General features: G+C 70.4%; 23 protein-coding genes and 1 tRNA gene. 15 read left to right on the plus strand and 9 right to left on the minus strand.

Going from position 1 to position 24,828, the window contains the following annotated elements; genetic code table 11:
* The first annotated feature begins 13 nt into the window (after window positions 1-13).
* The 3 genes from BA175_RS14320 (at window position 14) to BA175_RS14330 (ending at window position 1,929) form a co-directional block, all read left to right on the plus strand.
* Window positions 14-325 carry a DUF4873 domain-containing protein gene (locus BA175_RS14320; RefSeq protein ID WP_069171648.1) on the plus strand — a complete coding sequence of 104 codons (312 nt, stop codon included), beginning with the start codon at window positions 14-16 and terminating at the stop codon, window positions 323-325.
* 84 nt (window positions 326-409) lie between these two features.
* Window positions 410-1,177: a dienelactone hydrolase family protein gene (locus tag BA175_RS14325; RefSeq protein ID WP_069171649.1), complete on the plus strand. Its 768-nt coding sequence runs from the start codon at window positions 410-412 to the stop codon at window positions 1,175-1,177.
* A 134-nt stretch (window positions 1,178-1,311) separates the two neighbouring features.
* A complete protein-coding gene (locus tag BA175_RS14330; protein ID WP_069171650.1) occupies window positions 1,312-1,929 on the plus strand; it encodes a TetR/AcrR family transcriptional regulator in 618 nt (205 codons plus the stop codon).
* A 63-nt stretch (window positions 1,930-1,992) separates the two neighbouring features.
* Here the strand turns inward: BA175_RS14330 and BA175_RS14335 are convergent, their stop codons facing one another.
* A complete protein-coding gene (locus BA175_RS14335) occupies window positions 1,993-3,576 on the minus strand; it encodes a BTAD domain-containing putative transcriptional regulator (RefSeq protein WP_368073315.1) in 1,584 nt (527 codons plus the stop codon).
* 224 nt (window positions 3,577-3,800) lie between these two features.
* Here BA175_RS14335 and BA175_RS14340 point away from each other — a divergent pair, with 224 nt between their 5' ends.
* A complete protein-coding gene (locus BA175_RS14340; RefSeq protein ID WP_254667867.1) occupies window positions 3,801-4,340 on the plus strand; it encodes an RNA polymerase sigma factor in 540 nt (179 codons plus the stop codon).
* 362 nt (window positions 4,341-4,702) lie between these two features.
* Here BA175_RS14340 and BA175_RS14345 read toward each other — a convergent pair whose 3' ends face one another.
* Complete coding sequence (locus BA175_RS14345) at window positions 4,703-5,428, minus strand: DUF5324 family protein (RefSeq protein WP_069171652.1); 726 nt, start codon at window positions 5,426-5,428, stop codon at window positions 4,703-4,705.
* Window positions 5,429-5,768: 340 nt separating this feature from the next.
* Between BA175_RS14345 and BA175_RS14350 the strand changes: the two genes are divergently transcribed.
* Complete coding sequence (locus BA175_RS14350; protein WP_069171653.1) at window positions 5,769-6,296, plus strand: peptidylprolyl isomerase; 528 nt, start codon at window positions 5,769-5,771, stop codon at window positions 6,294-6,296.
* Between the two features lie 193 nt (window positions 6,297-6,489).
* On the plus strand, window positions 6,490-7,395 hold the full coding sequence (locus BA175_RS14355; RefSeq protein ID WP_069171654.1) for a rhomboid family intramembrane serine protease: 906 nt from the start codon (window positions 6,490-6,492) through the stop codon (window positions 7,393-7,395).
* A gap of 257 nt (window positions 7,396-7,652) precedes the next feature.
* On the opposite strand, the gene crgA is transcribed toward BA175_RS14355, so the two are convergent.
* A complete protein-coding gene (crgA, locus tag BA175_RS14360) occupies window positions 7,653-7,907 on the minus strand; it encodes a cell division protein CrgA (protein ID WP_069171655.1) in 255 nt (84 codons plus the stop codon).
* A 178-nt stretch (window positions 7,908-8,085) separates the two neighbouring features.
* Here crgA and BA175_RS14365 point away from each other — a divergent pair, with 178 nt between their 5' ends.
* The 5 genes from BA175_RS14365 to BA175_RS14385 all read left to right on the plus strand — a co-directional run bounded on the left by BA175_RS14365 (window position 8,086) and on the right by BA175_RS14385 (window position 11,932).
* The gene (locus BA175_RS14365) at window positions 8,086-8,811 is read left to right on the plus strand and encodes a DUF881 domain-containing protein (protein ID WP_069171656.1); all 726 of its coding nucleotides are present in this window, start codon (window positions 8,086-8,088) and stop codon (window positions 8,809-8,811) included.
* Between the two features lie 132 nt (window positions 8,812-8,943).
* On the plus strand, window positions 8,944-9,129 hold the full coding sequence (locus tag BA175_RS14370; RefSeq protein WP_069171657.1) for a hypothetical protein: 186 nt from the start codon (window positions 8,944-8,946) through the stop codon (window positions 9,127-9,129).
* Window positions 9,126-9,764: an aminodeoxychorismate/anthranilate synthase component II gene (locus BA175_RS14375; protein WP_069171658.1), complete on the plus strand. Its 639-nt coding sequence runs from the start codon at window positions 9,126-9,128 to the stop codon at window positions 9,762-9,764. The genes BA175_RS14370 and BA175_RS14375 overlap by 4 nt, the downstream gene beginning before the upstream one ends.
* Window positions 9,761-11,161 carry a class E sortase gene (locus BA175_RS14380; protein ID WP_069171659.1) on the plus strand — a complete coding sequence of 467 codons (1,401 nt, stop codon included), beginning with the start codon at window positions 9,761-9,763 and terminating at the stop codon, window positions 11,159-11,161. The genes BA175_RS14375 and BA175_RS14380 overlap by 4 nt, the downstream gene beginning before the upstream one ends.
* Window positions 11,162-11,197: 36 nt before the next feature.
* A complete protein-coding gene (locus BA175_RS14385) occupies window positions 11,198-11,932 on the plus strand; it encodes a class E sortase (protein WP_069171660.1) in 735 nt (244 codons plus the stop codon).
* Window positions 11,933-12,218: 286 nt separating this feature from the next.
* On the opposite strand, the gene pknB is transcribed toward BA175_RS14385, so the two are convergent.
* The 6 genes from pknB to BA175_RS14415 form a co-directional block, all read right to left on the minus strand.
* Window positions 12,219-14,225, minus strand: a complete 2,007-nt coding sequence (gene pknB / locus BA175_RS14390) for a Stk1 family PASTA domain-containing Ser/Thr kinase (RefSeq protein ID WP_069171661.1) — start codon at window positions 14,223-14,225, stop codon at window positions 12,219-12,221.
* Window positions 14,226-14,393: 168 nt separating this feature from the next.
* Window positions 14,394-15,851 carry a peptidoglycan D,D-transpeptidase FtsI family protein gene (locus tag BA175_RS14395; protein WP_069171662.1) on the minus strand — a complete coding sequence of 486 codons (1,458 nt, stop codon included), beginning with the start codon at window positions 15,849-15,851 and terminating at the stop codon, window positions 14,394-14,396.
* Window positions 15,848-17,248 carry an FtsW/RodA/SpoVE family cell cycle protein gene (locus BA175_RS14400; RefSeq protein ID WP_069171663.1) on the minus strand — a complete coding sequence of 467 codons (1,401 nt, stop codon included), beginning with the start codon at window positions 17,246-17,248 and terminating at the stop codon, window positions 15,848-15,850. Before BA175_RS14400 ends, BA175_RS14395 begins: the two co-directional genes overlap by 4 nt.
* A 23-nt stretch (window positions 17,249-17,271) precedes the next feature.
* Window positions 17,272-18,744: a Stp1/IreP family PP2C-type Ser/Thr phosphatase gene (locus BA175_RS14405; protein WP_069171664.1), complete on the minus strand. Its 1,473-nt coding sequence runs from the start codon at window positions 18,742-18,744 to the stop codon at window positions 17,272-17,274.
* A 141-nt stretch (window positions 18,745-18,885) separates the two neighbouring features.
* Window positions 18,886-19,401, minus strand: a complete 516-nt coding sequence (locus tag BA175_RS14410) for an FHA domain-containing protein FhaB/FipA (RefSeq protein WP_069171665.1) — start codon at window positions 19,399-19,401, stop codon at window positions 18,886-18,888.
* A gap of 10 nt (window positions 19,402-19,411) precedes the next feature.
* Window positions 19,412-20,272, minus strand: coding sequence for an FhaA domain-containing protein (locus BA175_RS14415; RefSeq protein ID WP_069171666.1), 861 nt, complete (start codon window positions 20,270-20,272; stop codon window positions 19,412-19,414).
* A 315-nt stretch (window positions 20,273-20,587) separates the two neighbouring features.
* Between BA175_RS14415 and BA175_RS14420 the strand changes: the two genes are divergently transcribed.
* The 4 genes from BA175_RS14420 (at window position 20,588) to BA175_RS14435 (ending at window position 24,372) form a co-directional block, all read left to right on the plus strand.
* Window positions 20,588-20,670: transfer RNA gene (locus BA175_RS14420), tRNA-Leu, on the plus strand.
* Between the two features lie 726 nt (window positions 20,671-21,396).
* On the plus strand, window positions 21,397-22,854 hold the full coding sequence (locus BA175_RS14425; RefSeq protein ID WP_069171667.1) for a DUF2252 domain-containing protein: 1,458 nt from the start codon (window positions 21,397-21,399) through the stop codon (window positions 22,852-22,854).
* Between the two features lie 68 nt (window positions 22,855-22,922).
* Window positions 22,923-23,981 carry a J domain-containing protein gene (locus BA175_RS14430; protein ID WP_069171668.1) on the plus strand — a complete coding sequence of 353 codons (1,059 nt, stop codon included), beginning with the start codon at window positions 22,923-22,925 and terminating at the stop codon, window positions 23,979-23,981.
* Window positions 23,982-24,027: 46 nt separating this feature from the next.
* Complete coding sequence (locus tag BA175_RS14435) at window positions 24,028-24,372, plus strand: rhodanese-like domain-containing protein (RefSeq protein WP_069171669.1); 345 nt, start codon at window positions 24,028-24,030, stop codon at window positions 24,370-24,372.
* Window positions 24,373-24,828 lie beyond the last annotated feature (456 nt).

The raw sequence follows: 24,828 nt of genomic DNA on the forward strand, positions 1-24,828 counted from the left end.
AGGGAAGTGGACCGTGGAAGATGACGGATACGAGGGTCCGGCGGTACTGGTCGTGGAAGACCGGGCCGAGTTCACGCTCCGGGCCCGGCTCACCGGCCGGTTCCAGCCACTGGACGGCCGCTACCGCTGGTACGGACGCCTGGAGGCGCACGAGGAGCTGACCCGGCTGGTCGGCGACCGGAGCGCCGGCGTCGTGCTGCGTACGGCCGAGGGTGACGCGGTCGGCCGCATCACCGAACCCGATCTGTGGAACCGGTACCGGATCGAGGGCACCAGCGTGCCCCCGTTCCGTGTCCCGTTCAGTCTGGAAGAAGTGGGGGAGTAGGACTCCTCCGCGCACGATATTTTCGTGGGCGAAGCGCCTGCGGAGAAAAGCAGAACCACACAGAAAAACGGAGGCCCCCCGCCCATGTGCTTCGACGAGGACGCCGTTCCACCGGTACCGCCCGTTCCGGATTCCGTGATCGAGAGCCGGTATCTGGAATTGACCGCCGAGGACGGCAACACATTCGCCGCATTCACCGCCGCGCCGGCCGACGGCACGCGTACGGCGATCGTGATCCTTCCCGACGTCCGCGGGCTGTACGGGTTCTACACGGAACTGGCCAAACGCTTCGCCGAGAACGGCGTACGGGCACTCGTCGTCGACTACTACGGACGGACTGCGGGCGTCGGGAAACGGGAGAAGGACTTCCCGTACGCCGAGCACATGGCCGCACTCAGGCCCCGTGAGCTGTACGCCGACCTGAGCGCGGCCGTCGCCCACCTGCGCGCGGCGGAGGGCGGCGCGGCGAGCGCCGTCCTCACGGTCGGCTTCTGCATCGGCGGCCGGCTCGCGGTGATGGCGGCGGCCGGGAACTTCGACCTGGCCGGCGTGATCGGCTTCTACTGCTGGCCCGCCGACGGACCGGACGGTTCCGCAGGTCCGACCCGCCGGGCGGCCGATCTCGCGGCGCCGGTGCTGGCGCTGATGGCGGGGGACGACCCGGGCATTCCGCAGGCGCATGTGACGGCGTTCGACGAGGCCCTGACCGAGGCGGGCGTCGACCACGAGGTCGTCACCTACCCCGGCACCCCCCACAGCTTCTTCGACGCACAGCGGGACGCCTACGCGGACGCCTCCGCGGACGCCTGGAACCGGGTGCTGCGCTTCGTGGACCGCGTCGGCGCCCCCTGAGGCTCCCGGCGACGGGGCTCCGGCGGCGTAGCGCGGGCAACAGGACAGGCCGGAACACATACGTATGGAAGGAATGAAAGTGCGTGTAGCCTGGAAGACCAGCTGAAGGCGGTCGACCCTCGGGGAGTGTGAACATGCCCACCACTCGTACGAGAACGCGTCCGACGCAGCGCGAACGGTCCGACAGCACCATCGAGGAGCTGTTGCGCGCCGCCCGCACGCTGTTCGCCGAACGCGGCTACAACGCGACGTCGCTGGATGCCGTCGTGGAGGCCGCCCACCTCACCAAGGGCGCCCTCTACCACCACTTCTCCGGAAAACAGCACCTGTTCCGGGCGGTGTACGAGCGCGAACAGGCCCGGCTCACCCACATCGTGGCCCACGCCTACCTCGACGCGAAGCCGGACTCCTGGGAAGCGGTGTTCGTCGGCGCGAGGGCCTTCCTCGTGGAGGTTCTCGCGACCGACGTCCAGCGCATCAACCTCCTCGACGCCCCCGGTGCGCTCGGCACCGAGGAGATGCGCGAGATCAACTCCAACTGCATGAAGATGATGGAGGAGGGAGTGCGGCGCGCGGCGGCGACCGGTGACATCGCGCCCCACTCCGTGACCGCCCTCACCCACCTGCTGTACGGCGGCCTGTGCGAGACGGCGATGGCGGTGGCCCGCGCCGAGGACCAGCAGCAGGCCCTCGACGCGGGCATCACCGAACTGCGCACCCTCTTCGACGCCCTGGCGGCCGCGCCGCGCTGAGCCGGACGCCCATGGCCCGGGGCACGCTCCCGTGCCGCCCGCGGCGGCACGGGCGCGTCCGCCCTACCCCGTCCGGCCCGCCATCGCCGCCGCCAGGTCGGCCAGAGGCAGCCACGGCCGTACGAGCGCCTGTTCGGCGGCCGCGCTCAGCGCCCGCGGTGAACGACCGCACAGGTCGATGATCCGGGACACCTCCGCCGGCTCCGCCTCCACCCGGCGTTCCCCGAGGATCCCCGCCAGCATGCGCCGGGCCTGCTGGACACTGAGCTCCCGCAGCCCCACGGTGCGCAGCGCGGCGAGGCGGGGGAGGCGGCCGGAGTCCCGCGCGGTCACCAGGAGGGCTCCTGCGGACGGCCCGGGCCGCAGCACCTCCAACTGCTCCGGCGAGGCCAGGTCGTCGAGCACGATCAGCACCCGGAGGTCCTTCAGCGCCTCCTGACCGAACGCCACGGGGTCGGCCTCACCCGGCGGTACGACCACGCCCAGACTGCGCAGCACGTACCGCAGCACGTCGTCCCCCGACGGAGCCCGGTCGCGTGTAGGTACGGTCGCGCGCGTGCCCCGTGCCGGGTCGGCCGGGCCGTGCCGTGGGTCCGGCGTCCGCCCGGGCACGTGCGCGCACCCGTGCCGAGCCGGCCCGGTGCTGCTGCCGTGCAGGGCCACGAAGATCTGCCCGTCCGGGAAGCGGTGCGCCACCCGGTGCGCCCACTGGACCGCCAACGCGGTCTTGCCGATGCCGGGCGGCCCCAGGATGACCCGGGTGACGGGGCGCCCGTCGGCGGCCGTGACGGACCCGTCGAGCATCGCGAGCTCCTGCTCCCGGCCGACGCAGCGGATGCCGCGCGGCAGCTGGCGGGGTACGGACGGGGCCGCGCCGGTCCGGGGCCCGGCGGCGGTCAGGTCGGGATCGGCGCGCAGGATGGTGGCGCGCAGCGCCTTGGTCTGCTGGGCCGGGTCCACCCCCAGCTGGTCCGCGAGCCGGCGGCGCAGTGACTCGTACGCCTCGACGGCCTCGGTCCGGCGGCCGGCGCGGTGGAGTCCGGTCATGAGGTTGCGGATGACCAGCTCGTTGTCCGGATACAGGTCGGCGAGCGAGTGCAGTTCGTCGAGGAGCCCCGCGCTGCCGCCGAGCCGCAGTTCACCCTCGTGGCACTCCACGAGGGCCGATAAGTGCTCCCGCTCCAGCAGCCACCGCGTTCGCGTGGCCCACTCTCCCGACACCCCGCCGAGCGGCCTGCCGCGCCAGCTGCCGAGCGCCTCCCGGAACAGCCGCGCGGCCGTCCGGGGGTCCGTCCCGGCGGCCCGGGCGGTCGCCACGGTCCGGCGGAAACGGTGCAGGTCGATCGTGTCCGGCTCGGCCTCCAGGACGTAACCGCCGTGCCGGCGGCGCAGGACGGCCCCGTGCCCGTCGTCGACGGCCTCCAGTGCCCCGCGCAGCCGCGAGATGTAGGAGTGAATCATGTTCCGCGCCGACTTCGGCGGGTCCGCCCCCCACGCCCGGCTGATCAACTCGTCGGGCATGACTACTTCATTGGCATCGACGGCAAGCATCGCGAACACGCAACGCTGCTTCGTCTGTCCCAGTTCTACCGCGTTATCCCCCGTGGCCCGGTACTGCACAGGCCCCAACAACTGAACAAGAGCCACGCTTGCCCACTCCCCCGTGTGCGCGCTGTCTCGGATCGTTCCGCCGATGAGATTGACCGACTTCGCTCTGGTGAACGAAGCCCGTCACGATGTGGCATTTCTTGATTTTCGCTGAATGCCCCCTGCCGTGGACGGTGAAGCAGGGAATGCTTTCGTCAAGTTTTCCCGCACCGTGCCCGTCGAGGCTGGCTCCTGCCACCACGACCTCGCACGCGGGAGCTGATGTGACGCGCACCCTGTCCCACCCCTGCACAGAGAAGGATCGGCACCACCGCTGGAATCTCGTACTCGCCGAGCGGGAGCGACTGCTGCGCCTGGCCGTCAGCCGGCTCGGACGTATCTCGGACGCGGAGGACTGCGTCCAGGAGGCCATGCTCCGGGCGGCGGCTTTCGACGCGCTCGACGAATCCCGGGTCGCCGCGTTACTCACCACCATCACGCTGCGCCTGTGCGTGGACCACCAGCGCGGCACCCAGCGCGACCGCCGGCTCGCCGTCCGGGTCCACGTCCTGCGCCGTCCCGAACCGGATCCGGGCTCCGAGGTGGAGCACCGGGTCTGCGACCGGGCGGCGGGCGCCTGGCTGCTGACCCAGCTCCCCGGGCTCGGCAACCGTGAACGCGACGTGCTGCTCGCCCGGGCACGCGGCCTCACCACCGCCGAGACGGCGAACGCGCTGCAGATCACGTACAAGTCGGCGGAGAGCGCCTTCACCCGGGCCCGTAGCCGGCTCCGCGCGCTGTACCACCAGGAGATGGCCCGCTGACCCCCGTCCCCCGACCCGCACAGGCGCGGACGGCCCTTCCCGAAGCTCCGCGTGGCGAGCCGAGGTGGTTTCCGGCCTTCTGTACGGGGGGCCGGGGGGCTTCCCCGGCTGCCTTGCACAGCTGCGGGAGGCCGTACCCCACGTCCCGCGCAGCGAGCCGGAGGCGGGTTCCCGGGCTTTCGGTGGACGGACACCGAGACGTCCCCGGCTTCCGTACCCCCGGGCGCCGGAGGTCCTTCCCCGGCCATGCGTACGAGCCGGCGGCCCGTCGGTCCCGCGCACACGACGAGAGGGGCGCCGGGGACCTCGCGGTCTTCCGGCGCCCCTCTCGCCGGGGGTCGCGCGGTGCTCTGCCGGGCCGGTCAGGGGCGGTCCTCGCGGCCGCCCTCGTCCGTGCTGCCCGAGCCACCCTCGGCGTCGTCCTGCTTGGCCTTGACCTCGGGGTCGAGTACGGCCCCGCCGCTGCCGTCGACCGAGGTCAGCGGTGCGCGGTCGTCGGCCACCTCGGTGGGGGCGGGCGGCTCGACCAGCCAGTCCGGGTTGGCCTGCTTGTCCCACCACTTCCAGGCGGCGACGGCCCCGCCCACCAGCAGGCCCGCCACGAGGAAGCCCTTGCCGACCCGGCCGGCCTTGGCCCGCCGCTCGTGCTTCCTGGCCAGCTTCTGGATCTCCTTGGCGGTCACCTGGCTCCGCAGCGCCGCCACGGCGGCCAGGCTGCGCGCGGTGGCCTCCTCGGCCATGGGCTGTGCCACGGCGACCGCGTGCTCGACGCGCGGCATCGTGAAGTCGGCCGCGGTCCGGGCCGCCTTGCGGGTCCGCACCGCCGCCCGGTGGGCGGCGTCGTCCACCTTGGGCGGGACGTGGGTCAGCGCCTGTTCGACGCGGGGGGCGAGATGCGCGTCGTACTGGACACGGGCCTGCGCGGCTGCCTTCGACACCTTGGGCGCAAGCAGTGCGCGAGCCTCCTGTGCGTAGTGCGCGGCCTGTTCCTTGGCCGTGTCGGCGTACGGCGCCACCACGTCCGCGGCGTGCTGCGCGCTGTCCTTCGCCGAGTAGGTTGCGGCGCGCACGCTGTCGATGCGGGTCACGGGATCCTCCTCCTTGGTGGCGGGTAGGTACTCCGCCTATCCACCCATGTCGAAATCATGCCTTCCGGGACCCCGAGCGCCAGACGGGACGGGCATCCGGGTCATGAACGGGCAATGTGGTGCAAGGGGAGCCTGCCGCCGACCCTGCCACGGTTCGGGCCGGGGCGCGCCGTGAGTCCCGCACCTGGCCGCATTTGTCCCACAGGAAGTGTGGAAAACATGCAGGAAGGCGGGCGGCACGGTACTCCGCCCCCCGTTTCCGGGCCGGGGACGGGCCGGCCCGGGGGCCGCATCGTGCGAGGATCGGGGGTCCTCAGCGACGACTCACGGAAGGCAGCCAGTGGCCGAGCAGCTTTACGCCACCTTGAAGACCAGCCAGGGCGACATCAGGATCCGGCTCCTGCCGAACCACGCGCCCAGGACGGTCGAGAACTTCGTCGCGCTCGCCACCGGCGAGCGTGAGTGGACCCATCCGGCCACAGGGAAGAAGTCCAGGGGCAAGCTGTACGACGGCACTGTCTTCCACCGTGTCATCAGCGGCTTCATGATCCAGGGCGGCGACCCGCTGGGCAACGGCACGGGAGGCCCCGGCTACGAGTTCGCGGACGAGTTCCACCCGGACCTCGCCTTCACCACGCCGTACCTGCTGGCGATGGCCAACGCGGGGCCGGGCACGAACGGTTCGCAGTTCTTCCTGACGGTGTCGCCCACCGCGTGGCTGACGGGCAAGCACACCATCTTCGGCGAGGTCGCGGACGGCGCGGGCCGGGAGGTCGTGGACGCCATCGCGGCGGTCCCCACCAATCCGCGCACCAACCGCCCGCTGGAGGACGTCGTCATCGAGTCGGTCGTCGTCGAGACCCACTGACCGTCGGACCCTCGTACCTGTCACGTTCTGTCACGCACACCTGCCGCTCCCGCAGGCCGGAACACCCGCCCGCCCCGCCGGGAACCAACCGCCCCGCTCGTCCGTACTGCTACATAACGGGCGATCGGGGCGGTCCTCTGCGTGCCGGCTCCCCGCACGCCCTCACGGACGAGGACCGAAGGGGCCATGACCGATGGAGCAGCAGCCGCCACAAGGCCAGGACGCGTCAGCGGCCGGGGACAGAGCCCTCACGTGCTACCGGCATCCGGACAGGGAGACGGGCATCCGCTGTGTGCGGTGCGAGCGGCCGATCTGCACCGACTGCATGATCGGCGCCTCGGTCGGCTTCCAGTGCCCGGAATGCGTTCGCCAGGGGTCCGGTACGGGGCACCGCCCCGGTGCCGCCCGGCCGCGCACGGTCGCGGGCGGCACGGTCACGTCCGACCCCAGACTGATCACCAAGATCCTGCTCGGCGTCAACCTCGCGGTATTCGTCGCCGTCTCGATCGTCGGCCGCCCTCTGCTCGACGAGCTGCTGCTGTTCGGCCGCGCCTACAACGGTGACCCGTCGGCGGGCATCGAAGGGGTCGCCGAGGGCCAGTGGTACCGGCTGGTGACCTCGATGTTCCTGCACCAGGAGGTATGGCACATCGCGTTCAACATGCTGGGGCTGTGGTGGCTGGGCGGTCCACTGGAGGCCGCGCTCGGCCGGGTCCGCTACCTCGCCCTCTATCTGCTCTCGGGACTGGCGGGCAGTGCCCTCACCTACGTGATCGCCGACCCCGCGCAGGGATCGCTCGGAGCGTCGGGGGCGATCTTCGGCCTGCTGGGCGCGACGGCCGTCCTCATGCGGCGCATGAACTACGACATGCGACCGGTGATCATCCTGCTGGTGGTGAACCTGATCTTCACCTTCAACCCGTGGGGTGCGATCGCCTGGCAGGCGCATGTCGGTGGCCTCGTGGCAGGGACCGTGATCGCCTTCGCCATGGTGCACGCCCCGCGCGAGCGCCGGAATCTCGTGCAGTACGGCGCCTGCGGACTGGTCCTGCTGGCGGTGGTGGGGATGGTCATCGCCAGGACCGCTGTCCTCATCTGACCGGAATCCGTTGCTCCCCGGTCAAACTTGTCCACAGAGTGTGCCGAATCTTGTGCATGGCGTGGGGAACAGGTGTGCCCCTTGTCGCTGAACCGGGTTTTCCCAGTCAGGACAAGGGGCGTAGGGCCTCGTGGCGCGAGAGGCTCCAGTCACACCGGCGTCAACGTCGACGAAGGTTATCCACAGATCGTCTGACCTTTTCCCCCGCCTGTGGATAACCCTGTGGGTAACGTGGAGGCACGGTCACACCCGCAGCGTCACTTCCACTGGGTGGAGACGCCGAAGCCGCCTGCGATGAAGCCGAAGCCCACGACGATGTTCCAGTTGCCCAGTGCGTCGACCGGCAGGTCGCCCTCGGTCACGTAGAAGATCACGATCCAGGCCAGACCGATCAGGAAGAGCGCCAGCATCACCGGCGCGACCCAACTGCGGTTGGTCAGCTTTATGTTGGTGGACTGCTTCGCCTGGGGAGGCGTGAAGTCGGCCTTCTTGCGGATACGTGACTTCGGCACGAGGGACTCTCCTGTCGATGCGCTGCGTGACCGCGCAGGGATCTGTGGCTGGCGCCGGGGCGCAAGGGGGAATGCTGCCTCCCCGGGGCGTCCGTTAGCGTAGTGCTTCCGTGGCGCCTAAGGAGATAAGGGTACGTTGAGCAATTCTGCCGACTCCCCCCGAGGTCCCGGCCGGCGCATGTCCCGATGGGCCGTCCAGGGCCTCACCGCCGGTGTCTTCGCGCTGGCCGGACTGATCTTCGTGACCAGCGCCAACACGGCCAAGGGCACCGATATCCGCACGGACTCCTCCCTCCTGAAGCTGTCCGACCTCATCCAGCAGCGCAGCGAGAAGAACGCGGAACTCGACGCGTCGACCGCCTCCGTACGGGCGGACATCGACACGCTCGCCCGGCGCGACGACGGGAGCACCCGGGCCCAGGACGCCGAACTCGACGCGCTGGAGAAGGCCGCCGGCACCACGAAGCTCACCGGTGAGGCGCTGTCGGTCACCCTGAACGACGCACCGCCCGACGCCACCGCCAACCCCGGGTACCCCGAGCCGCAACCCAACGACCTGGTCATTCACCAGCAGGACCTGCAGGCGGTCGTCAACGCCCTCTGGCAGGGCGGGGCCCGCGGTATCCAGGTGATGGACCAGCGGCTGATCTCCACCAGCGCGGTGCGCTGCGTCGGCAACACGCTCATCCTGCAGGGAAGGGTCTACTCCCCGCCGTACAGGATCACCGCGGTCGGCGACCGGGGGAAGCTCAGGCAGGCGCTCGACGACTCCACGGCGATCCAGAACTACCAGCTCTACGTCAAGGCCTACGGACTGGGCTGGAAGGTCGAGGAGGACGACCGGACGACCCTCCCCGGATACTCCGGCACGGTGGATCTCCACCACGCGCGGCCCGTGGAGTAGCGGACCGCCGGGCGCCCCGCGTCCGGGGCGCCGTACCACCTGTGACGGACGGGGACCGGCGGCTTTCCACAGCTGACCCACGCCTGTCCTCCGGCCCTTTAGTCTGGTGCCGTACCGAATGGAGGCGACAGCATGTACGGCTGGATCTGGCGGCATCTGCCGGGCAACACATGGGTGCGGGGACTCATCTCGCTGGTGCTGGCCCTGGCCGTCGTCTACGCGCTCTTCCAGTACGTCTTCCCCTGGGCGGAGCCGCTGCTCCCGTTCGGTGACGTGACGGTGGACGGCGAAGGCACCGGGGCGGGGGCGGCCCGATGAGCGCTCGCATCCTCGTCGTCGACAACTACGACAGCTTCGTCTTCAACCTCGTGCAGTACCTCTACCAGCTCGGCGCCGAGTGCGAAGTGGTGCGCAACGACGAGGTGACCACGGCACACGCCGAGGACGGCTTCGACGGGGTCCTGCTCTCGCCGGGCCCCGGCACACCCGAGCAGGCGGGCGTCTGCATCGACATGGTGCACCACTGTGCGAGGAGCGGCGTCCCCGTCTTCGGCGTGTGCCTGGGGATGCAGTCGATGGCCGTGGCCTACGGCGGAGTCGTGGACCGCGCGCCCGAGCTGCTGCACGGTAAGACGTCGCCCGTGCTCCACGAGGGAAAGGGAGTGTTCACCGGTCTCCCGTCCCCCTTCACCGCGACGCGCTACCACTCCCTCGCCGCCGAACCGGCCACGGTCCCGTCCGAGCTGGAGGTGACGGCGCGCACGGCCGACGGCATCATCATGGGCCTGCGCCACCGCGCGTTCGAGGTCGAGGGGGTGCAGTTCCACCCTGAGTCGGTGCTCACCGAGCACGGGCACCTGATGCTCGCCAACTGGCTGGAGCGGTGCGGGGACGCGGGTGCCGTCGCGAGATCGGCGGGGCTCGCTCCGGTGGTGGGCAAGGCCGCAGCGTGACCGCACGCCGACCCGAACCCGATGCCGGACAGGAAGGTCCGCACGCCCCGGGGGCGTACGAGGCCGACGGCACGTTCGAGTCGGCGGTGGAACGGCTGGCGGACCCGCTGAACGACCCGTTGCCGGGGCGGCACGCATCGCCCCGGTTCCGGGCGGAGACGCCGGCGTCCGGCCGGCTGGTCCATGAGGCGCCCCCGGCGGCGGCTCAGCAGCCCCCTCAGGGCCGCCGGCGGCGTCCGGAGCCCCCGGGCGAGTGGTACGACCCGGAGGGGTACGCACGGGACTGGTACGGGCAGCCGGGGCCGGAACCCGCCCCTCGGCCGTCACCGGGACCGGTCACGGCCCCGGCGGTGGCGGACGAGACCGTCGCTCTGCGGACGGTCGCCGCGCGTACGGCGCCCTTCCCCCAGGCGGGAACCTCCGCACCGGACGAGCCGGTCACGGCCGTCATGCCGGTCACCACCGTCACGCCCGACGTGCCGCTCCAGGACGACGCCGGCGCGCAGGACCCGGAGCCCCGGCCCGCCGAGCTCGCGCCCGAACCCCTGCCGACGGGTGGGCGGGCGGAGCGCCGCCGGGCCGCGAAGGGGCGCGGAAGACGGCGCGGGGAGACTCGGCGCCCGGCGGACGCCGGAGCGGCCCCCACGGCCCCCACGGGGTCCGCAGCGGAGCCCGCCGTACCGATGTCACGTCTGGAGGCCCGGCGCGCCGCCCGTGCCGCCAAGGACAGCCCGGCGGTCGTGGCCAGCCGGGTCGTCGGCGAAGTGTTCATCACCCTCGGGGTGCTGATGCTCCTGTTCGTCGCCTACCAGCTGTGGTGGACCAACGTCCGTGCCGATCAGATCGCCGGGCGCGAGACGCACAAGATGCAGGACGGCTGGGCGAACGGGGCCCGCTCGCCCGGGGTGTTCGAGCCGGGACAGGGGTTCGCCATCATGCACATCCCCAAGCTCGACGTGGTGGCGCCGATCGCCGAGGGCATCAGCAAGGAGAGGGTCCTCGACCGGGGCATGATCGGCCACTACGGCGAGGGCAAGCTGAAGACCGCCATGCCGTCGGCGAAGCAGGGGAACTTCTCGGTGGCCGGTCACCGCAACACCCACGGCGAACCGTTCCGCTACATCAACAAGCTGAAGCCCGGTGACCCGATCGTGGTGGAGACACAGGACGCCTACTACACCTACGAGATGACCAGCATCCTTCCGCAGACGTCGCCGTCCAACGTCTCGGTGATCGACCCCGTGCCGCGGCAGTCCGGTTTCACCGGCCCCGGCAGATACATCACGCTGACCACCTGCACCCCGGAATTCACGAGTACGTACCGAATGATCGTGTGGGGCAAGATGGTCGACGAGCGGCCGCGCAGCAAGGGGAAGCCCGACGCGCTCATCGGCTGACGCGGGCTGGACGACATCACGACAGGGGCGGGTGCGGTGGCAGCGAGGACCGAGCAGGAAGAGCGCACCGAGGAGTCGGCGCCGCCGGTGCGACGCGGGAGCCGCCGTCCCGTCGCGACGGTCGTGAGCTTCTTCGGCGAGCTGCTGATCACCGCGGGGCTGGTGCTGGGCCTCTTCGTCGTCTACTCGCTGTGGTGGACCAACGTCCTCGCCGACCGTGAGGCCGGCAAGCAGGGGGACACCGTCCGCGGCCACTGGGCCGAGGGCCGGGGCCCGGGCGAGCTCGACACGAAGGACGGCATCGGCTTCCTGCACGTGCCCGCGATGAAGAACGGCGAGGTACTGGTCAAGAAGGGCACCGATACCGAAACGCTCAACAACGGCATCGCCGGTTACTACACGGATCCCGTGAAGTCGGCCCTTCCCTCGGACGCCCAGGGCAACTTCACGCTCGCCGCCCACCGGGACGGCCACGGTGCCAAGTTCCACAACATCGACAAGGTGCGGAAGGGCGACGCGATCGTCTTCGAGACCAAGGACACCTGGTACGTCTACAAGGTCTACGCGGAGCTCCCCGAGACGTCGAAGTACAACGTCGACGCGATCGCCCCGGTGCCGAAGGAGTCGGGCGTGAAGAAGCCCGGCCGCTACATCACGCTGACGACCTGCACGCCCGTCTACACGTCGAAGTACCGCTACATCGTGTGGGGCGAGCTGGTGCGCACGGAGAAGGTGGACAGCGACCGCACGAAACCGGCGGAGCTGCGCTAGGCCGTGTTCCGAAAGTAGCGTCGTCTGCCCGGAGGGCAGGCCCGGCGGCGTCTGGTGCGTGTGATCGCAAGGCGGAGGGGCGTTCCGATACTGGATGTATCGGAACGATCCCGGCAACGCGGCGAGTGCGCGTACCAGGCGTCGCCGGGCAGGCGGGACTTTCGGAACACGGCCCAGGTCCGCCCGGGCGACGCTGTCGGGCGGAATGCGAGGGGCCCCGGTCACCGTGGTGGTGACCGGGGCCCCTGTCTGTCCCGGGACAACCGGCGGAACGTCCGCGCCGGCCCTAGTTCGACGGCCCGCCGAAGAAGCCGCCGCCCCCGCCGCCGTTGTTGCCGCCGCCGTCGCCACCGCCACCACCCGGCAGGGTCTGCACGGTGACCGCGCTGTTCTTGTCGACCATCTCACCCACGCCGGGCTGGAAGCCGAGGACGCGGGCCTGGTCGCTCTTGTCGCCCTGGACGTCGCCCAGTTGCAGACCCGCCTGGGCCAGCAGTCCCTTGGCGTCGGCAAGCGTCTTCCCCGTCAGGTCGGGGACCGCTACCTTCTCCGGCTCCGGCGGGCCCTTGGAGACCTTGAGGACGATCTGGACGTCCTTGGCCTCCTTGCCCGGACCGCTCGGCGTCTGCTCGACCACCGTGTCCTTGGGCTGCGTCGAGTCGACGTCGGTCCGCGAGACGTTCGTGAAGCCGATGCCCTTGAGCTGGGCCTCCGCGTCCGCGTAACTCCGGGTGCGTACGTCCGGCAGGTCCAGCAACGCCTGCTTGGCCACCGTCAGCGTGATCTCGCTGTCCTTGGCGACCTTGGAGCCGCCTTCCGGGTCCTGCTTGATGACCGTGTCCGGGGTCGCCTCGGACTCGGCCGAGGTGATGTTGACCGTGAAGCCCTTGTCCTCCAGCTCCTGCCGGGCGGTCTCCTCGGACTTCTCCAGGACGTTCGGGACCTCGACCTTCGGTGCGCCGGTGGAGACGACGACCTCTATGGTCTCGCCCGTCTTCATCTGACCGTCCGCCGGGGTCTGGCTGCAGATCTTGCCCTCGTCCTGGTTCTCGCAGGGCTCCTTCGCGCCGACCTTCAGGACGACCTCGGCGTTGTCCGTGAGCCGCTGGGCCTCCGGGACCGTGGAGCCGACCAGCTTCGGTACGTCGAGGGTGCCGCTGCTGCCCTCGTTGTCGCCGAAGACAGAACGGCCGATGAGGATCGCGCCGATCAGCACCAGGATGCCCGCGACGATCAGCAGGATCGTCGACGTGTTGTTCTTCTTCTGCTGGCGGCGGCGGCCGGGCCGGTCGTCGTGTCCGTAGCCGCCGTCGTCCGGGTTGACCGGGGGCAGCATGGAGGTCGGGGCGCCGCCCGGGTCCGTCTGGCGCAGGGCCGTGGTGGGCTGGTCGTTGCCGTAGCCGTCGTAGCTCCCGTAACCCGCCGCTCCCATGGCCGCCGTGGCCGCGACCGGCTGCCCGTCGAGGCAGGCCTCGATGTCGGCGCGCATCTCGTCGGCCGACTGGTAACGGTAGTCGGGGTCCTTGGTCAGCGCCTTCAGCACGATCGCGTCCATCTCGGGCGTGATCTCGGGGTCGAAGTTGCTCGGCGGCTGCGGCTCCTCGCGCACGTGCTGGTAGGCGACCGCGACGGGCGAGTCCCCGACGAACGGGGGCCGTACGGCCAGCAGTTCGTAGAGCAGGCAACCGGTCGAGTACAGGTCGGAGCGGGCGTCGACCTGTTCGCCCTTGGCCTGCTCCGGGGAGAGGTACTGGGCGGTGCCGATGACGGCGGCGGTCTGGGTCATCGTCATGCCGGAGTCACCCATCGCGCGGGCGATACCGAAGTCCATGACCTTGACCTGACCGGAGCGCGTCAGCATGACGTTCGCCGGCTTGATGTCGCGGTGGACGATCTGGGCGCGGTGGGAGTACTCCAGGGCCTGGAGGATCCCGACGGTCATCTCGAGCGTGCGCTCGGGCAGCAGCTTGCGCCCCGAGTGCAGAAGCTCTCTCAGGGTCGATCCGTCGACGTACTCCATCACGATGTACGGGATGGAGACCCCGTCGACGTAGTCCTCGCCGGTGTCGTAGACGGCGACGATCGCGGGGTGGTTGAGCGAGGCGGCAGACTGGGCCTCACGGCGGAACCGGGCCTGGAAGGACGGGTCGCGGGCGAGATCGGCCCGCAGTGTCTTCACGGCGACGGTGCGGCCGAGCCGGGTGTCGTGAGCGAGGTATACCTCGGCCATGCCACCACGGCCGAGCACCGAGCCCAGCTCGTACCGGCCGCCGAGGCGACGCGGCTCTTCCATAACTGATCCAGCCCTCTCCGTCAGTCCCGACCGCACCCGTGTGTGGTCCGGCGGTGCGCTGTTCGCACTCACGCTACCGGGCACGCCCGGCGTGATCGGCCCGCACCCGTCAGCTGATATCCGACCGGTATCCCAATGTGCTGGTGTGGACGGACGTTGTGACGAGTGTCACTTCTTTCCGTCGAGTACTGCCTTCATCACACTCTTGGCGATGGGGGCGGCCAGCCCGCCGCCGGAGATGTCGTCGCGGTTGGCGTTGCCGTCCTCGACGACCACGGCGACGGCCACGGGGGAGCCGCTGTCGGTCTTCGCGTACGAGATGAACCAGGCGTACGGCTTCTCACTGTTGTTGAGGCCGTGCTGCGCGGTTCCGGTCTTGCCCCCGACCGTCACCCCGTCGATCTGCGCGTTCTTTCCCGTGCCGTCCTCGACCACGGTCTCCATCATCTGCTGCAGCTTCTGGGCGTTCTCCCCCGAGAGCGGCTGGCTCAGCTGCTCCTTCTCGTGGGTGTAGATGACGTCCAGGTTGGGAGCCTGCCGCTGGGCGACCATGTACGGCTGCATGAGCTTGCCGTCGTTGGCGATCGCGGAGGCCACCATGGCCATCTGGAGAGGGGTGGCGCGGTTGGACGCCTGGCCGATGCCCGCCATCGCGTTCTGCGGGCGGTTGTCCTTCGGGTAGACGCTCGCGTCCGCCCGGACCGGTGTGAAGACCTCTTCGTTGAAGCCGAACTTGTCGGCCTGCTCGATCATCTTGTCGTTGCCGAGGTCGTCGCTCATCTTGCCGAAGACGGTGTTGCAGGACCAGCGCAGCGCCTCACGGAGCGAGGCGTCCTTGCACGGGATGCTGCCCTCGTTCTGCAGCAGGTTCGTCGACAGGGGGAGCCGCCAGGGCAGGGGCGAGTCGGTCTTCGCGTCGATGTCGGTGTAGAGGCCGTTCTCGAGCGCCGCGGCGGCCGTGACGACCTTGAACGTCGAGCCGGGCGGGTAGGTCTCCCGCAGGGCCCGGTTCAGCATCGGCTTGTCCTCGTCCTTCAGGAGCTTCTGCCGGGCGTCGGAGTCCTTGAGGGAGTTGCCGGCGAAGACCGAGGGGTCGTACGAGGGGGTGCTGGCCAGCGCCAGGATGGCGCCGGTCTGCGGGTCGAGCGCGGCGACGGCGCCCTTCTTGTCGCCCAGCCCCTCGAACGCGGCCTTCTGCGCGTCACCGTTCAGAGTGGTGACGATGTTCCCGCCGGTCTTCTTCTCGCCCGTGAACATCGAGAGCGTGCGGTCGAAGAACAGCTGGTCGCTGTTGCCGGTGAGGATGCCGTCCTCGATGCTCTCCAGCTGCGACGAGTCGAAGGCCTGCGAGGAGTAGCCGGTCACGGGCGCCCACATGGGGCCGTTCTTCCAGACCCGCTTGTACCGGAAGTCGCTGTCCTTGGTCTCGACGGAGCCGGTGACCGGTTCGCCGTCGACGATGATGTTGCCGCGTTCGTGCGCGTAACGCTCGATCTGGACGCGGCGGTTGTGTTCGTTGGCGTTGAGCTCGTCGGCCCTGACGTACTGCAGGTAGTTGGTGCGCACGAGCAGAGCCAGGACGAGGAGGCCGCAGAACATCGCGATGCGGCGGAGCGGCTTGTTCACGGTCGGACCACCTGGGTCATCTCGGCGTCCGGGGAGGGCGCGGGGGCCGGGGCGGGGCGTCGGGCGGTGTCGCTGATTCTGATCAGGATGCCGATCAGTGCCCAGTTGGCGATCACGGACGAGCCACCGGCCGCGAGGAAGGGCATGGTCATACCGGTCAGGGGGATGAGCCCCATGACACCGCCGGCGACGACGAAGACCTGGATGGCGAAGGAACCGGACAGGCCGATCGCGAGCAGCTTGCCGAACGGGTCACGGGCGGCCAGTGCCGTACGGACGCCACGCTCGACGATCAGGCCGTAGACGAGCAGGACGGCCATCATCCCTGCCAGGCCCAGTTCCTCACCGACGGTGGCGAGGATGAAGTCGGAGTTGGCTGCGAAGCCGATCAGGTCGGAGTTGCCCTGGCCGAGGCCCGTGCCGAGGGTGCCTCCGGAGCCGAAGGCCATCAGGGACTTGGCCATCTGTTCGCTGGCGGCCTCCTTGCCCCAGCCCGCGAACGGGTCGAGCCAGGCGGTGACGCGGTCCTGCACGTGCGGCTCGAACGTGGCCACGCCGACGGCCCCCGCGGCGGACATCAGCAGACCGAAGACGATCCAGCTGGTGCGCTCGGTGGCGACGTACAGCATGACGACGAACATGCCGAAGAACAGCAGCGAGGAACCGAGGTCCGTCTCGAAGACGAGAATGAGGATCGAGAAGGCCCACACCATGAGGATCGGCCCGAGGTCGCGGCCGCGGGGAAGGTAGAGCCCCATGAAGCGGCGGCTGGCCAGGGCGAGTGCGTCCCGCTTGACCATGAGGTAGCCGGCGAAGAAGACCGCGATGATGATCTTCGCGAACTCTCCCGGCTGGATCGTGCCGACACCGGGGATCTTGATCCAGATCTTGGCGCCGTTCACGGCGGGGAAGAACATCGGGAGGATCAGGAGGAACAGCGCCACCAGCATGGAGATGTAGGTGTAGCGCTGCAGGATGCGGTGGTCCTTGAGGGCGACGAGTACACCCACCATCAGAGCCACGCCCACGGCCGAGAACATCAGCTGCTTGGAGGCCGCAGGGGCGAACGTCGTCAGTGCCTGGAAGCGTTCCGACTGGTCCAGACGCCAGATGAAGGCCAGCCCCAGCCCGTTCAGCAGCGTGGCCAGCGGCAGCAGCAGCGGGTCCGCGTACGGGGCGAACCGCCGCACGGCGAGATGGGCCACTCCTCCGAGCAGGGCGAGGCCGAGTCCGTAGCCGAGCATGCCGGCGGGCAGTTCGCCGTTGAGGGCGAGGCCCACGTTGGCGTAGGCGAACACCGAGATCAGGACGGCGAACGCGACCAGCGCCAGTTCGGTGTTGCGGCGGCTCGGTGCGTCGATCGCGCCGATCGTGGTGGTGTTGGTGACAACGCTCATGGTACTGAAGGCCCCCTACGGCTTTACTGCTTACCGCACTGCGGGACCAGCTTCTTCTCTTCCTCCGAGAGGCTGGGGCCGGGAGTGGGGGTCGCGGTCTTCTTGTCGCCCTTGGCGGGGGGCGAGGCGGATGTGCTGTCTGCGTTCTCGTTCTGGTTCTTGGCGGCTTCCGCCTCGGCCGCGCGGCGCTGCGCGTTCTTCTTGCACGCGGAGGCCTGTGTCTCGAGCTCGCCGACCTTCTGGCGGGCGTCTGCGAGGTTGCCCTCGGCGATGGTCGCCTCCACCTGCTTGCGCTGGTAGGGCGGGAGGTACTTGAGTTCGATCTCGGTGCTCTCCTCGACCTCGGAGAGCGACACCCACGCGAGGTCCTGGCTGATGCCGCGGAACAGCGCGACGTTCTCGTCCTTCGTACCCACGTAGAACTGCGTCTGGGTCCAGCGGTAGCCGCCGTAGACGCCACCGCCGATGACGGCCAGCGCCAGCACGACGTAGACCGACCGCTTCAGCCACGTGCGGCCGCCGCGGGGCTTGACGAAGTCCTCGTCGGTGTACGCGTCGAGGGCGCTGTCCGGACCGGAGCCGTAGCCCATGTCGTCGCCGCTGCCGGGAGGGCCGAAGCCTCCGGAGGGTGGCGGGGCGGAGCGGCCGAGGCCCGCCGCGCGGCCTGCGGGCGTCTCCATGGCGCGGCCGTCGTTCTGTGCGGCCTGGTTCTCGGCGACGGCGCCGACGACGACCGGGGTGTCATGGAGCTGCCCGGCCAGGGTGTCGTTGCTGTCGACGTCCAGCACGTCGGCGACGATGCAGGTGATGTTGTCCGGGCCACCGCCGCGCAGGGCGAGCTGGATGAGCTCCTGGATCGTCTCCTGCGGGCCCTGGTAGCTGGCGAGGGTCTCCTCCATCGTCTGGTGGGAGACGACGCCGGAGAGACCGTCCGAGCAGATCAGGTAGCGGTCACCCGCGCGGACCTCGCGGATGGAGAGATCGGGCTCCACGTGGTCGCCGCTGCCGAGCGCCCGCATCAGCAGGGAGCGCTGCGGGTGGGTGGTGGCTTCTTCCTCGGTGATCCGCCCCTCGTCGACCAGGCGCTGCACCCAGGTGTGGTCCTGGGTGATCTGCGTCAGGACGCCGTCGCGCAGGAGATAGGCGCGCGAGTCGCCGACGTGGACGAGGCCGAGGCGCCGACCGGTCCAGAGCAGGGCGGTGAGCGTGGTGCCCATGCCCTCCAGCTGGGGGTCCTCCTCGACCATGACCCGCAGCTGCTCGTTGGCCCGCTGGACCGCCGTGCCGAGCGAGGTGAGGATGTCGGAGCCCGGCACGTCGTCGTCGAGCTGGACGAGCGTGGAGATCACCTCGGAGCTGGCGACCTCACCGGCCGCCTGGCCGCCCATGCCGTCGGCGATGGCCAGAAGGCGGGGGCCGGCGTAACCGGAGTCCTCGTTGCCCTCCCGGATCATGCCCTTGTGCGATCCGGCGGCGAAGCGCAGCGACAAGCTCATGCGCACCTCGCCCGTCGGCTCGCCGGTCGACTGTCGCGCCAGCCGGTCTCGAGCCACACTGCCCACCCTCCGGTCGGGAGCCGCACCGGGTCCTTCGTCAGGACCGCCGCGGCTCGCTCGCTCCGCTCGCTCATTGTCGTACTACTTCCGCAGCTCGATGACGGTCTTACCGATGCGGATCGGCGCGCCCAGCGGAACAGGTGTCGGGGTGGTGAGCCGGGTCCGGTCGAGATAGGTGCCGTTGGTGGACCCGAGATCCTCGACGATCCACTGGCCGTCACGGTCCGGGTAGATCCTGGCATGCCTGCTGGACGCGTAGTCGTCGTCCAGCACGATCGTTGAGTCGTGCGCACGGCCCAGCGTGATGGTCTGGCCCTGGAGCGCGACCGTGGTGCCGGTGAGCGTCCCCTCGGAGACGATCAGCTTGGTGGGGGCCCCACGCCGCTGGCGCCCGGGCTGCTGGCGCTGCTGAGGAGGTGCCGCTTGCTGTTGGCGGGCCTGCTGCGGGCGCGTGTCGGCGGCAGTGCGGCGTGAGCCGCGCTGCGTGACGCGCGTTCCGAACAGGTCGCTGCGAATGACCTGAACGGCCACGATTACGAATAGCCACAGAACAGCCAGGAAACCTAGCCGCATGACCGTCAGGGTCAGCTCTGACATTGCCCCCGCTTCACCCTTCGGCTTGCCGGTAAACGATGGTGGTGCTGCCCACGACGATCCGCGAGCCGTCGCGGAGCGTAGCGCGGGTGGTGTGCTGCCCGTCCACCACGATGCCGTTGGTGGACCCGAGATCCTGGATCGTCGAGGGCGTTCCGGTCCGGATCTCACAGTGCCGGCGCGATACGCCGGGGTCGTCGATCCGCACGTCGGCGTCGGTGCTTCGTCCCATCACCAACGTCGGGCGGGAGATCTGATGGCGGGTGCCGTTGATCTCGATCCAGCGCCGCACCTGGGCGTCCGCCCCGGGGCCGGACGCGGGCGGGCGCCAGTCGCCGGAAGGGCCGGCGGGACGCCCCGCGCCCGGCGGCGGGGCCGAGGGCATGGGCGGGGGGGAGGAGGCCGGGGGGTAGCCGTAACCGCCCGGTGCCTGAGGAGATGCGGGGCGGTTCGGCGGGGCGTAGGGCGCGGGACCGCTCTGCTGCCCCTGCTGTGACGTACTCGACGCGAGAGTCCGGCTGCGTACGCGGTAGAGCCCCGTGTCGAGGTCGTCCGCCTTCTCCAGATGCACCTTGATCGGGCCCATGAAGGTGTACCGCTGCTGCTTGGCGTAGTCCCGGACGAGGCCGGAGAGTTCGTCGCCGAGCTGCCCCGAGTAGGGGCTGAGCCGCTCGTAGTCGGGCGTGCTGAGCTCGACGATGAAGTCGTTGGGGACGACGGTCCGCTCGCGGTTCCAGATCGTCGCGTTGTTGTCGCACTCGCGCTGGAGCGCGCCGGCGATCTCGACCGGCTGCACCTCGGACTTGAAGACCTTGGCGAAGGTGCCGTTGACCAGACCTTCGAGACGCTGCTCGAAACGCTTCATGACTCCCATGGGGCACCTCCTCCGGTGTCGTCATCCCTGTACTGCTTACTGATCGTATCCACGCGTCGGGAAATCGGCTGGTTCCCCTTGTCTGCACAGTGGATGAGTGTCACCTCTCACACGGATCGTAGAGGTGCCCTCCCGACAGTGTCCCGCACTCCGCGTGTACTCAGGAGGAGTGGGGGCGGCCTCTTCGGGTTCCCGGTGCCCGTCGCGGGTTGCGCGAAACAACGGATGTGAATCCACCCTGTCCAGCGTGCTAATCTTCCGGATGTCGCCAGGCGCTCGCACCACACGGTGAGAGAGTCTGAAAACACCACTCATGCGCGAGTGGCGGAACGGCAGACGCGCTGGCTTCAGGTGCCAGTGTCCTTAGGGACGTGGGGGTTCAAATCCCCCCTCGCGCACAACGGGCGGTTGCTTGCAACTGCCGGGTTGGTTCGACAGAGCCCCCGCTTCGGAGAGATCCGAAGCGGGGGTTCTTCGTTGTGGCCCTTCAACTGCCCCCGGTGATGGCCTCCGGATGCCCGGCGAGGGACGGCCGACGCGGGAGTCCCGGCGCCTGCCTGTGCGAGCATCGTCCCGATCCACGGGTGGCGACCGCCCCGTGGGGCACCGGGGTCGCCGAGGCGCGGAAGGTCGTCACCGAGGTCGCTGCAGCCCGGGGCCGCCGCTCGAGGTGACGAATGTCGCGCCGCGGGCGGACGGCGGTCCGACCGGCCAGGGCTCCTTCTTGCCGCTGAGGGCTGACGGCTGACGGCATCGGGTCGGACGATGGTGGGCTTGAGCGGGTCGAGGATGCGCGGTGCGCTGAGGAGCGCGCACGCGTGTCGGCACTTCCCGCTCGGAGGCGTGGGCCGAGGGGACGCTCACGGCGCGGGAGCCTTCCGCGAAGGTGCCAGCTGGGGAGGTGTCCGCCGAGGGGGAGACGAGGGAGGCTGCGGCCGTCGGAGGCGGCCGGCAGGGGTCTCGGGCGAGGGCTGTCCGAAGGACGCTGTCCGACGGGTGCCCGGTGCCGACGGCACGGGCCGCGCGGGTTGTCCACAGGCCACGACGACCGGCGCGGCGCAGTTGTACGGTCGTGCGCAGGTGAGTTCGGCGGGACAGCGACAAGACGGGGGAGGCGGCGCTCCATGAGTGAGGCCGAGGTGACGGTGCCGGCGCGGAGTGCGGCAGCGGGAGGAGCGCGCATTCCGGTCGTGCCCGGATTCGCGCGGCGCGCGGCCGGAGGGCGTCCGGCGGAGGATCCCGGGAGATCACCGAAGGCCGCCGGCAAGGCGCTGCGGCACCAGGTGCCCCGCTCCGCCCATCGATCGCTGGTGCTGCCCGCCGGCCGGCCCGACGCGGTCCAGGCGGTGGAGGAGTCGAACCGGGGCCGCGTGCCCGCCCTGACGCCGATCCGGGTGGGGCGGATGGCCGCCACCCCGTTCGCCTTCCTACGCGGCTCGGCCGGGCTGATGGCCCACGACCTGACCGGCACACCGGTCACCGGTGTCGGTGCACAGCTCTGCGGTGACGCGCACGCGGCCAACTTCGGGCTGTACGGCGATGCGCGCGGCAATCTGGTGATCGATCTCAACGACTTCGACGAGACCGTGTTCGGCCCGTGGGAGTGGGACCTCAAGCGGCTCGCCACGTCGCTGGTCCTCGCCGGCCGCGAGGCGGGCGCGGACGAGGACACCTGCCGGCAGGGCGCGTACGACACGGTCGGTGCCTACCGGCGCACGATGCGTCTGCTCGCCGGACTGCCCGCCCTCGACGCGTGGAACGCCATCGCGGACGAGGAACTCGTCTCGCACACGGACGCGCGGGATCTGCTGGGCACACTGGAGCGCGTATCGGCCAAGGCCCGCAACAACACCAGCGCCCGCTTCGCCGCCAGGTCCACGGAGGAGTGCGAGGACGGAGGACGCCGCTTCATCGACGCCCCGCCCGTGCTGCGCAGGGTGCCGGACGCGGAGGCGGCGGCGGTCGCGGCCGGTCTGGAGGGCTACCTCTCGACGCTCTCGGAGGACCGGACCCCGCTGCTGGCCCGCTACGCGATCCACGACGTGGCCTTCCGCGTGGTCGGCACGGGCAGCGTCGGCACCCGGTCCTACGTCGTGCTGCTGCTCGATCACCGTGGTGAGCCGCTGGTCCTGCAGGTGAAGGAGGCGAGGCCCTCCGCCCTCTCCCCCTACCTCCCCCAGGCAGGTTTCGAGGTGCCGGAAGTGGCGCACGAAGGGCGCCGTGTGGTGCTCGGGCAGAAGCGGATGCAGGTGGTCAGCGACATACTGCTCGGCTGGGCCGAGGTCGAGGGCAGGCCCTTCCAGGTGCGCCAGTTCAGGAACCGCAAGGGAAGCGTGGATCCGACAGCGCTCGCGGCGGACCAGGTGGACGACTACGGGCGGATGACCGGTGCCCTGCTGGCCCGGGCTCACGCGCACAGTGCCGATCCCCGGCTGCTCGCGGGCTACTGCGGGAAGAACGCCGAGCTGGACGACGCCGTGGCCGATTTCGCGGTGCTCTACGCCGACCGTACGGAGGCGGACCACGCCGAGCTCGTGCGGGCGGTCCGCAGCGGTCGCACGGCCGCCGAACTCGGTGTCTAGCGGGCCTCCGGCGGGTCTGCTGCCCCCGCGCGTCCCCGCGGTGCGGGCCGTGGCCATACGCTGGACGGGTGAGTCAAGAAGCCACCGGGGTGCCGACCACCCGGAACGACGTAGACGCGCAGGACCGGGACCAGTGCCAGGGCCGGCCCGAGGACCGGCCGAGCGAGCCGGAGTACGCGCACCCCGCGTCCCCGGCCGAGCTGCCCGACGGTCCGGACGGCGAACCGGCGGCCGGACACCACCCCGGGGCGACGCCCGGTGACGAGGTCGGTGGCGGGCCCGGGGCCGGCGGAGACGCCGGTCGCGGCGCCGATGGCGACGACCGTGGCGCGCCTGCGGACCCGTCGGGAGCCCCCCGGCCCGAGGAGCGGCTCGCGAAGGCTGTCAGGGCGGCCGAGCAGGCTCTGATCGAATTCGAGATCGCGGTGGAGACCTTCCGCGTGGAGGTCGACAACTTCTCCCGGCTGCACCACCAGAAGCTCGGTCCGATGTACGCGCGCCTGGACGAACTCGACGCGCAGATCGCGGAGGCGCGGGCCGCGAAGACCGGCGATCCGGAGGACCTGCGCAAGGCCGAGGAGGCGCGGGCGATCGTCATGCCGATGCCCGGGGTCGAGGAGCTCTTCCACGACTGGATGGACTCCGACGGGCTGTCACCGGAGGCGGCGGCCATGCTCACGGAGCAGCCTGTCCGGCCGCCGAAGCGCGTCAGGCCCAGCGAGGAGGCGCGCAAGCTCTACAGGGAGCTGGCACGCCTGTCCCACCCGGACCTCGCCTCGGACGAGACCGAGCGAACGAGGCGCGACGAGTTCATCGCGCGTGTCAACGCCGCCTACGGGCGTGGTGATGTCGCGCTCCTGCAGGAACTGGCAGCGGAGTGGGCGGCGGGCCCGGCCGCTCCGGAGTTGCAGCTGAGCGAGAGCGAGGAGCTCTACGCCCGGCTGGAGTGGCTGAGCCGCCGCAAGGAACTGCTCACCGCTCTTGCGCGGGAACTGGAGGAGAGCGCGATCGGCTCCATGCTGCGGATGGCCCCGGACGACCCCGACGGGCTGCTGGAGGACATCGGGGAGAAGCTCCTGGCCGAGGTGGCCCAGCGCGAGGCGGAGTTGACGGCACTGGTGCAGTAGCGTTTCCGGAGACCCTGGCGCGTACGTACGAGAGAAGGCATGACCCATGAATTTCGCTCCGCTGCCCTCGGTGGACGTAGCGGCGGTGCCGGCGGACGGCCTCGTGCTGGACGTCCGGGAGAACGACGAGTGGGCGGCGGGGCATGTCGAGGGCGCGCTCCACATCCCCATGAGCGACTTCGTGGGGCGCTTCGGTGAACTGACCGAGGCAGCCGATCACGGGCGGCGCGTCCATGTGATGTGCCGGGTCGGCGGCCGGTCCGCCCAGGTCACCCAGTACCTGGTGCAGCAGGGCATCGACGCGGTGAACATCGATGGCGGGATGCTCGCCTGGGACGGAGCGGGCCGTCCGATGGTCACGGACAGCGGAAACCCCGCCTTCGTCCTCTGACTCCCGCTGCCGCTCCGGCCGTTACCTGCTTCTTCCCCTGCCCTGCTTCCGCCCCTGCTCCTGCTTCTGCTTCCTGCCCCTGCCGGGGTGGCGCAGTGGCGCGGAGGTTGACTGGTCCGGGGGCTGGCAGCGGGGCCGGGGGCCGGCGGCGGGGGCTGGGAGCGGGCGCCGGACGTGGGGACGTGGGCGCCGACCGTGCGGGCTGTTCGTGCGGGCCGCTCGTCCCGAGCGTCACGCAACCGTGTCGGTCGCGTAGGGCTCGCCCCCGGAGGCGAGCGTCGCCCCGCTCCGTCTGTACCTCCTGAGGAGCCGAACGGCCCAGGCGTACGGATCACGAGCGGACGGATCACGAGCGTGTGGGTCACGAGCGTACGGATCACGAGCGGACGGATCACGAGCGTGTGGGTCACGAGCGTACGGATCACGAGCGGACGGATCACGAGCGTGTGGGTCACG

The sequence above is a fragment of the Streptomyces griseus genome (assembly GCF_001715295.1).
GTDB lineage: Bacteria > Actinomycetota > Actinomycetes > Streptomycetales > Streptomycetaceae > Streptomyces > Streptomyces griseus_G.

Coding starts and splice junctions, on each gene's coding strand:
- BA175_RS14325 (WP_069171649.1), top strand. CDS start 410: ATGTGCTTCGACGAGGACGCCGTTCCACCGGTACCGCCCGTTCCGGAT.
- BA175_RS14330 (WP_069171650.1), top strand. CDS start 1,312: ATGCCCACCACTCGTACGAGAACGCGTCCGACGCAGCGCGAACGGTCC.
- BA175_RS14355 (WP_069171654.1), top strand. CDS start 6,490: ATGGAGCAGCAGCCGCCACAAGGCCAGGACGCGTCAGCGGCCGGGGAC.
- BA175_RS14365 (WP_069171656.1), top strand. CDS start 8,086: ATGTCCCGATGGGCCGTCCAGGGCCTCACCGCCGGTGTCTTCGCGCTG.
- BA175_RS14370 (WP_069171657.1), top strand. CDS start 8,944: ATGTACGGCTGGATCTGGCGGCATCTGCCGGGCAACACATGGGTGCGG.
- BA175_RS14375 (WP_069171658.1), top strand. CDS start 9,126: ATGAGCGCTCGCATCCTCGTCGTCGACAACTACGACAGCTTCGTCTTC.
- pknB (WP_069171661.1), bottom strand. CDS start 14,225: ATGGAAGAGCCGCGTCGCCTCGGCGGCCGGTACGAGCTGGGCTCGGTG.
- BA175_RS14400 (WP_069171663.1), bottom strand. CDS start 17,248: ATGAGCGTTGTCACCAACACCACCACGATCGGCGCGATCGACGCACCG.
- BA175_RS14405 (WP_069171664.1), bottom strand. CDS start 18,744: ATGAGCTTGTCGCTGCGCTTCGCCGCCGGATCGCACAAGGGCATGATC.
- BA175_RS14410 (WP_069171665.1), bottom strand. CDS start 19,401: ATGTCAGAGCTGACCCTGACGGTCATGCGGCTAGGTTTCCTGGCTGTT.
- BA175_RS14415 (WP_069171666.1), bottom strand. CDS start 20,272: ATGGGAGTCATGAAGCGTTTCGAGCAGCGTCTCGAAGGTCTGGTCAAC.
- BA175_RS14425 (WP_069171667.1), top strand. CDS start 21,397: ATGAGTGAGGCCGAGGTGACGGTGCCGGCGCGGAGTGCGGCAGCGGGA.
- BA175_RS14435 (WP_069171669.1), top strand. CDS start 24,028: ATGAATTTCGCTCCGCTGCCCTCGGTGGACGTAGCGGCGGTGCCGGCG.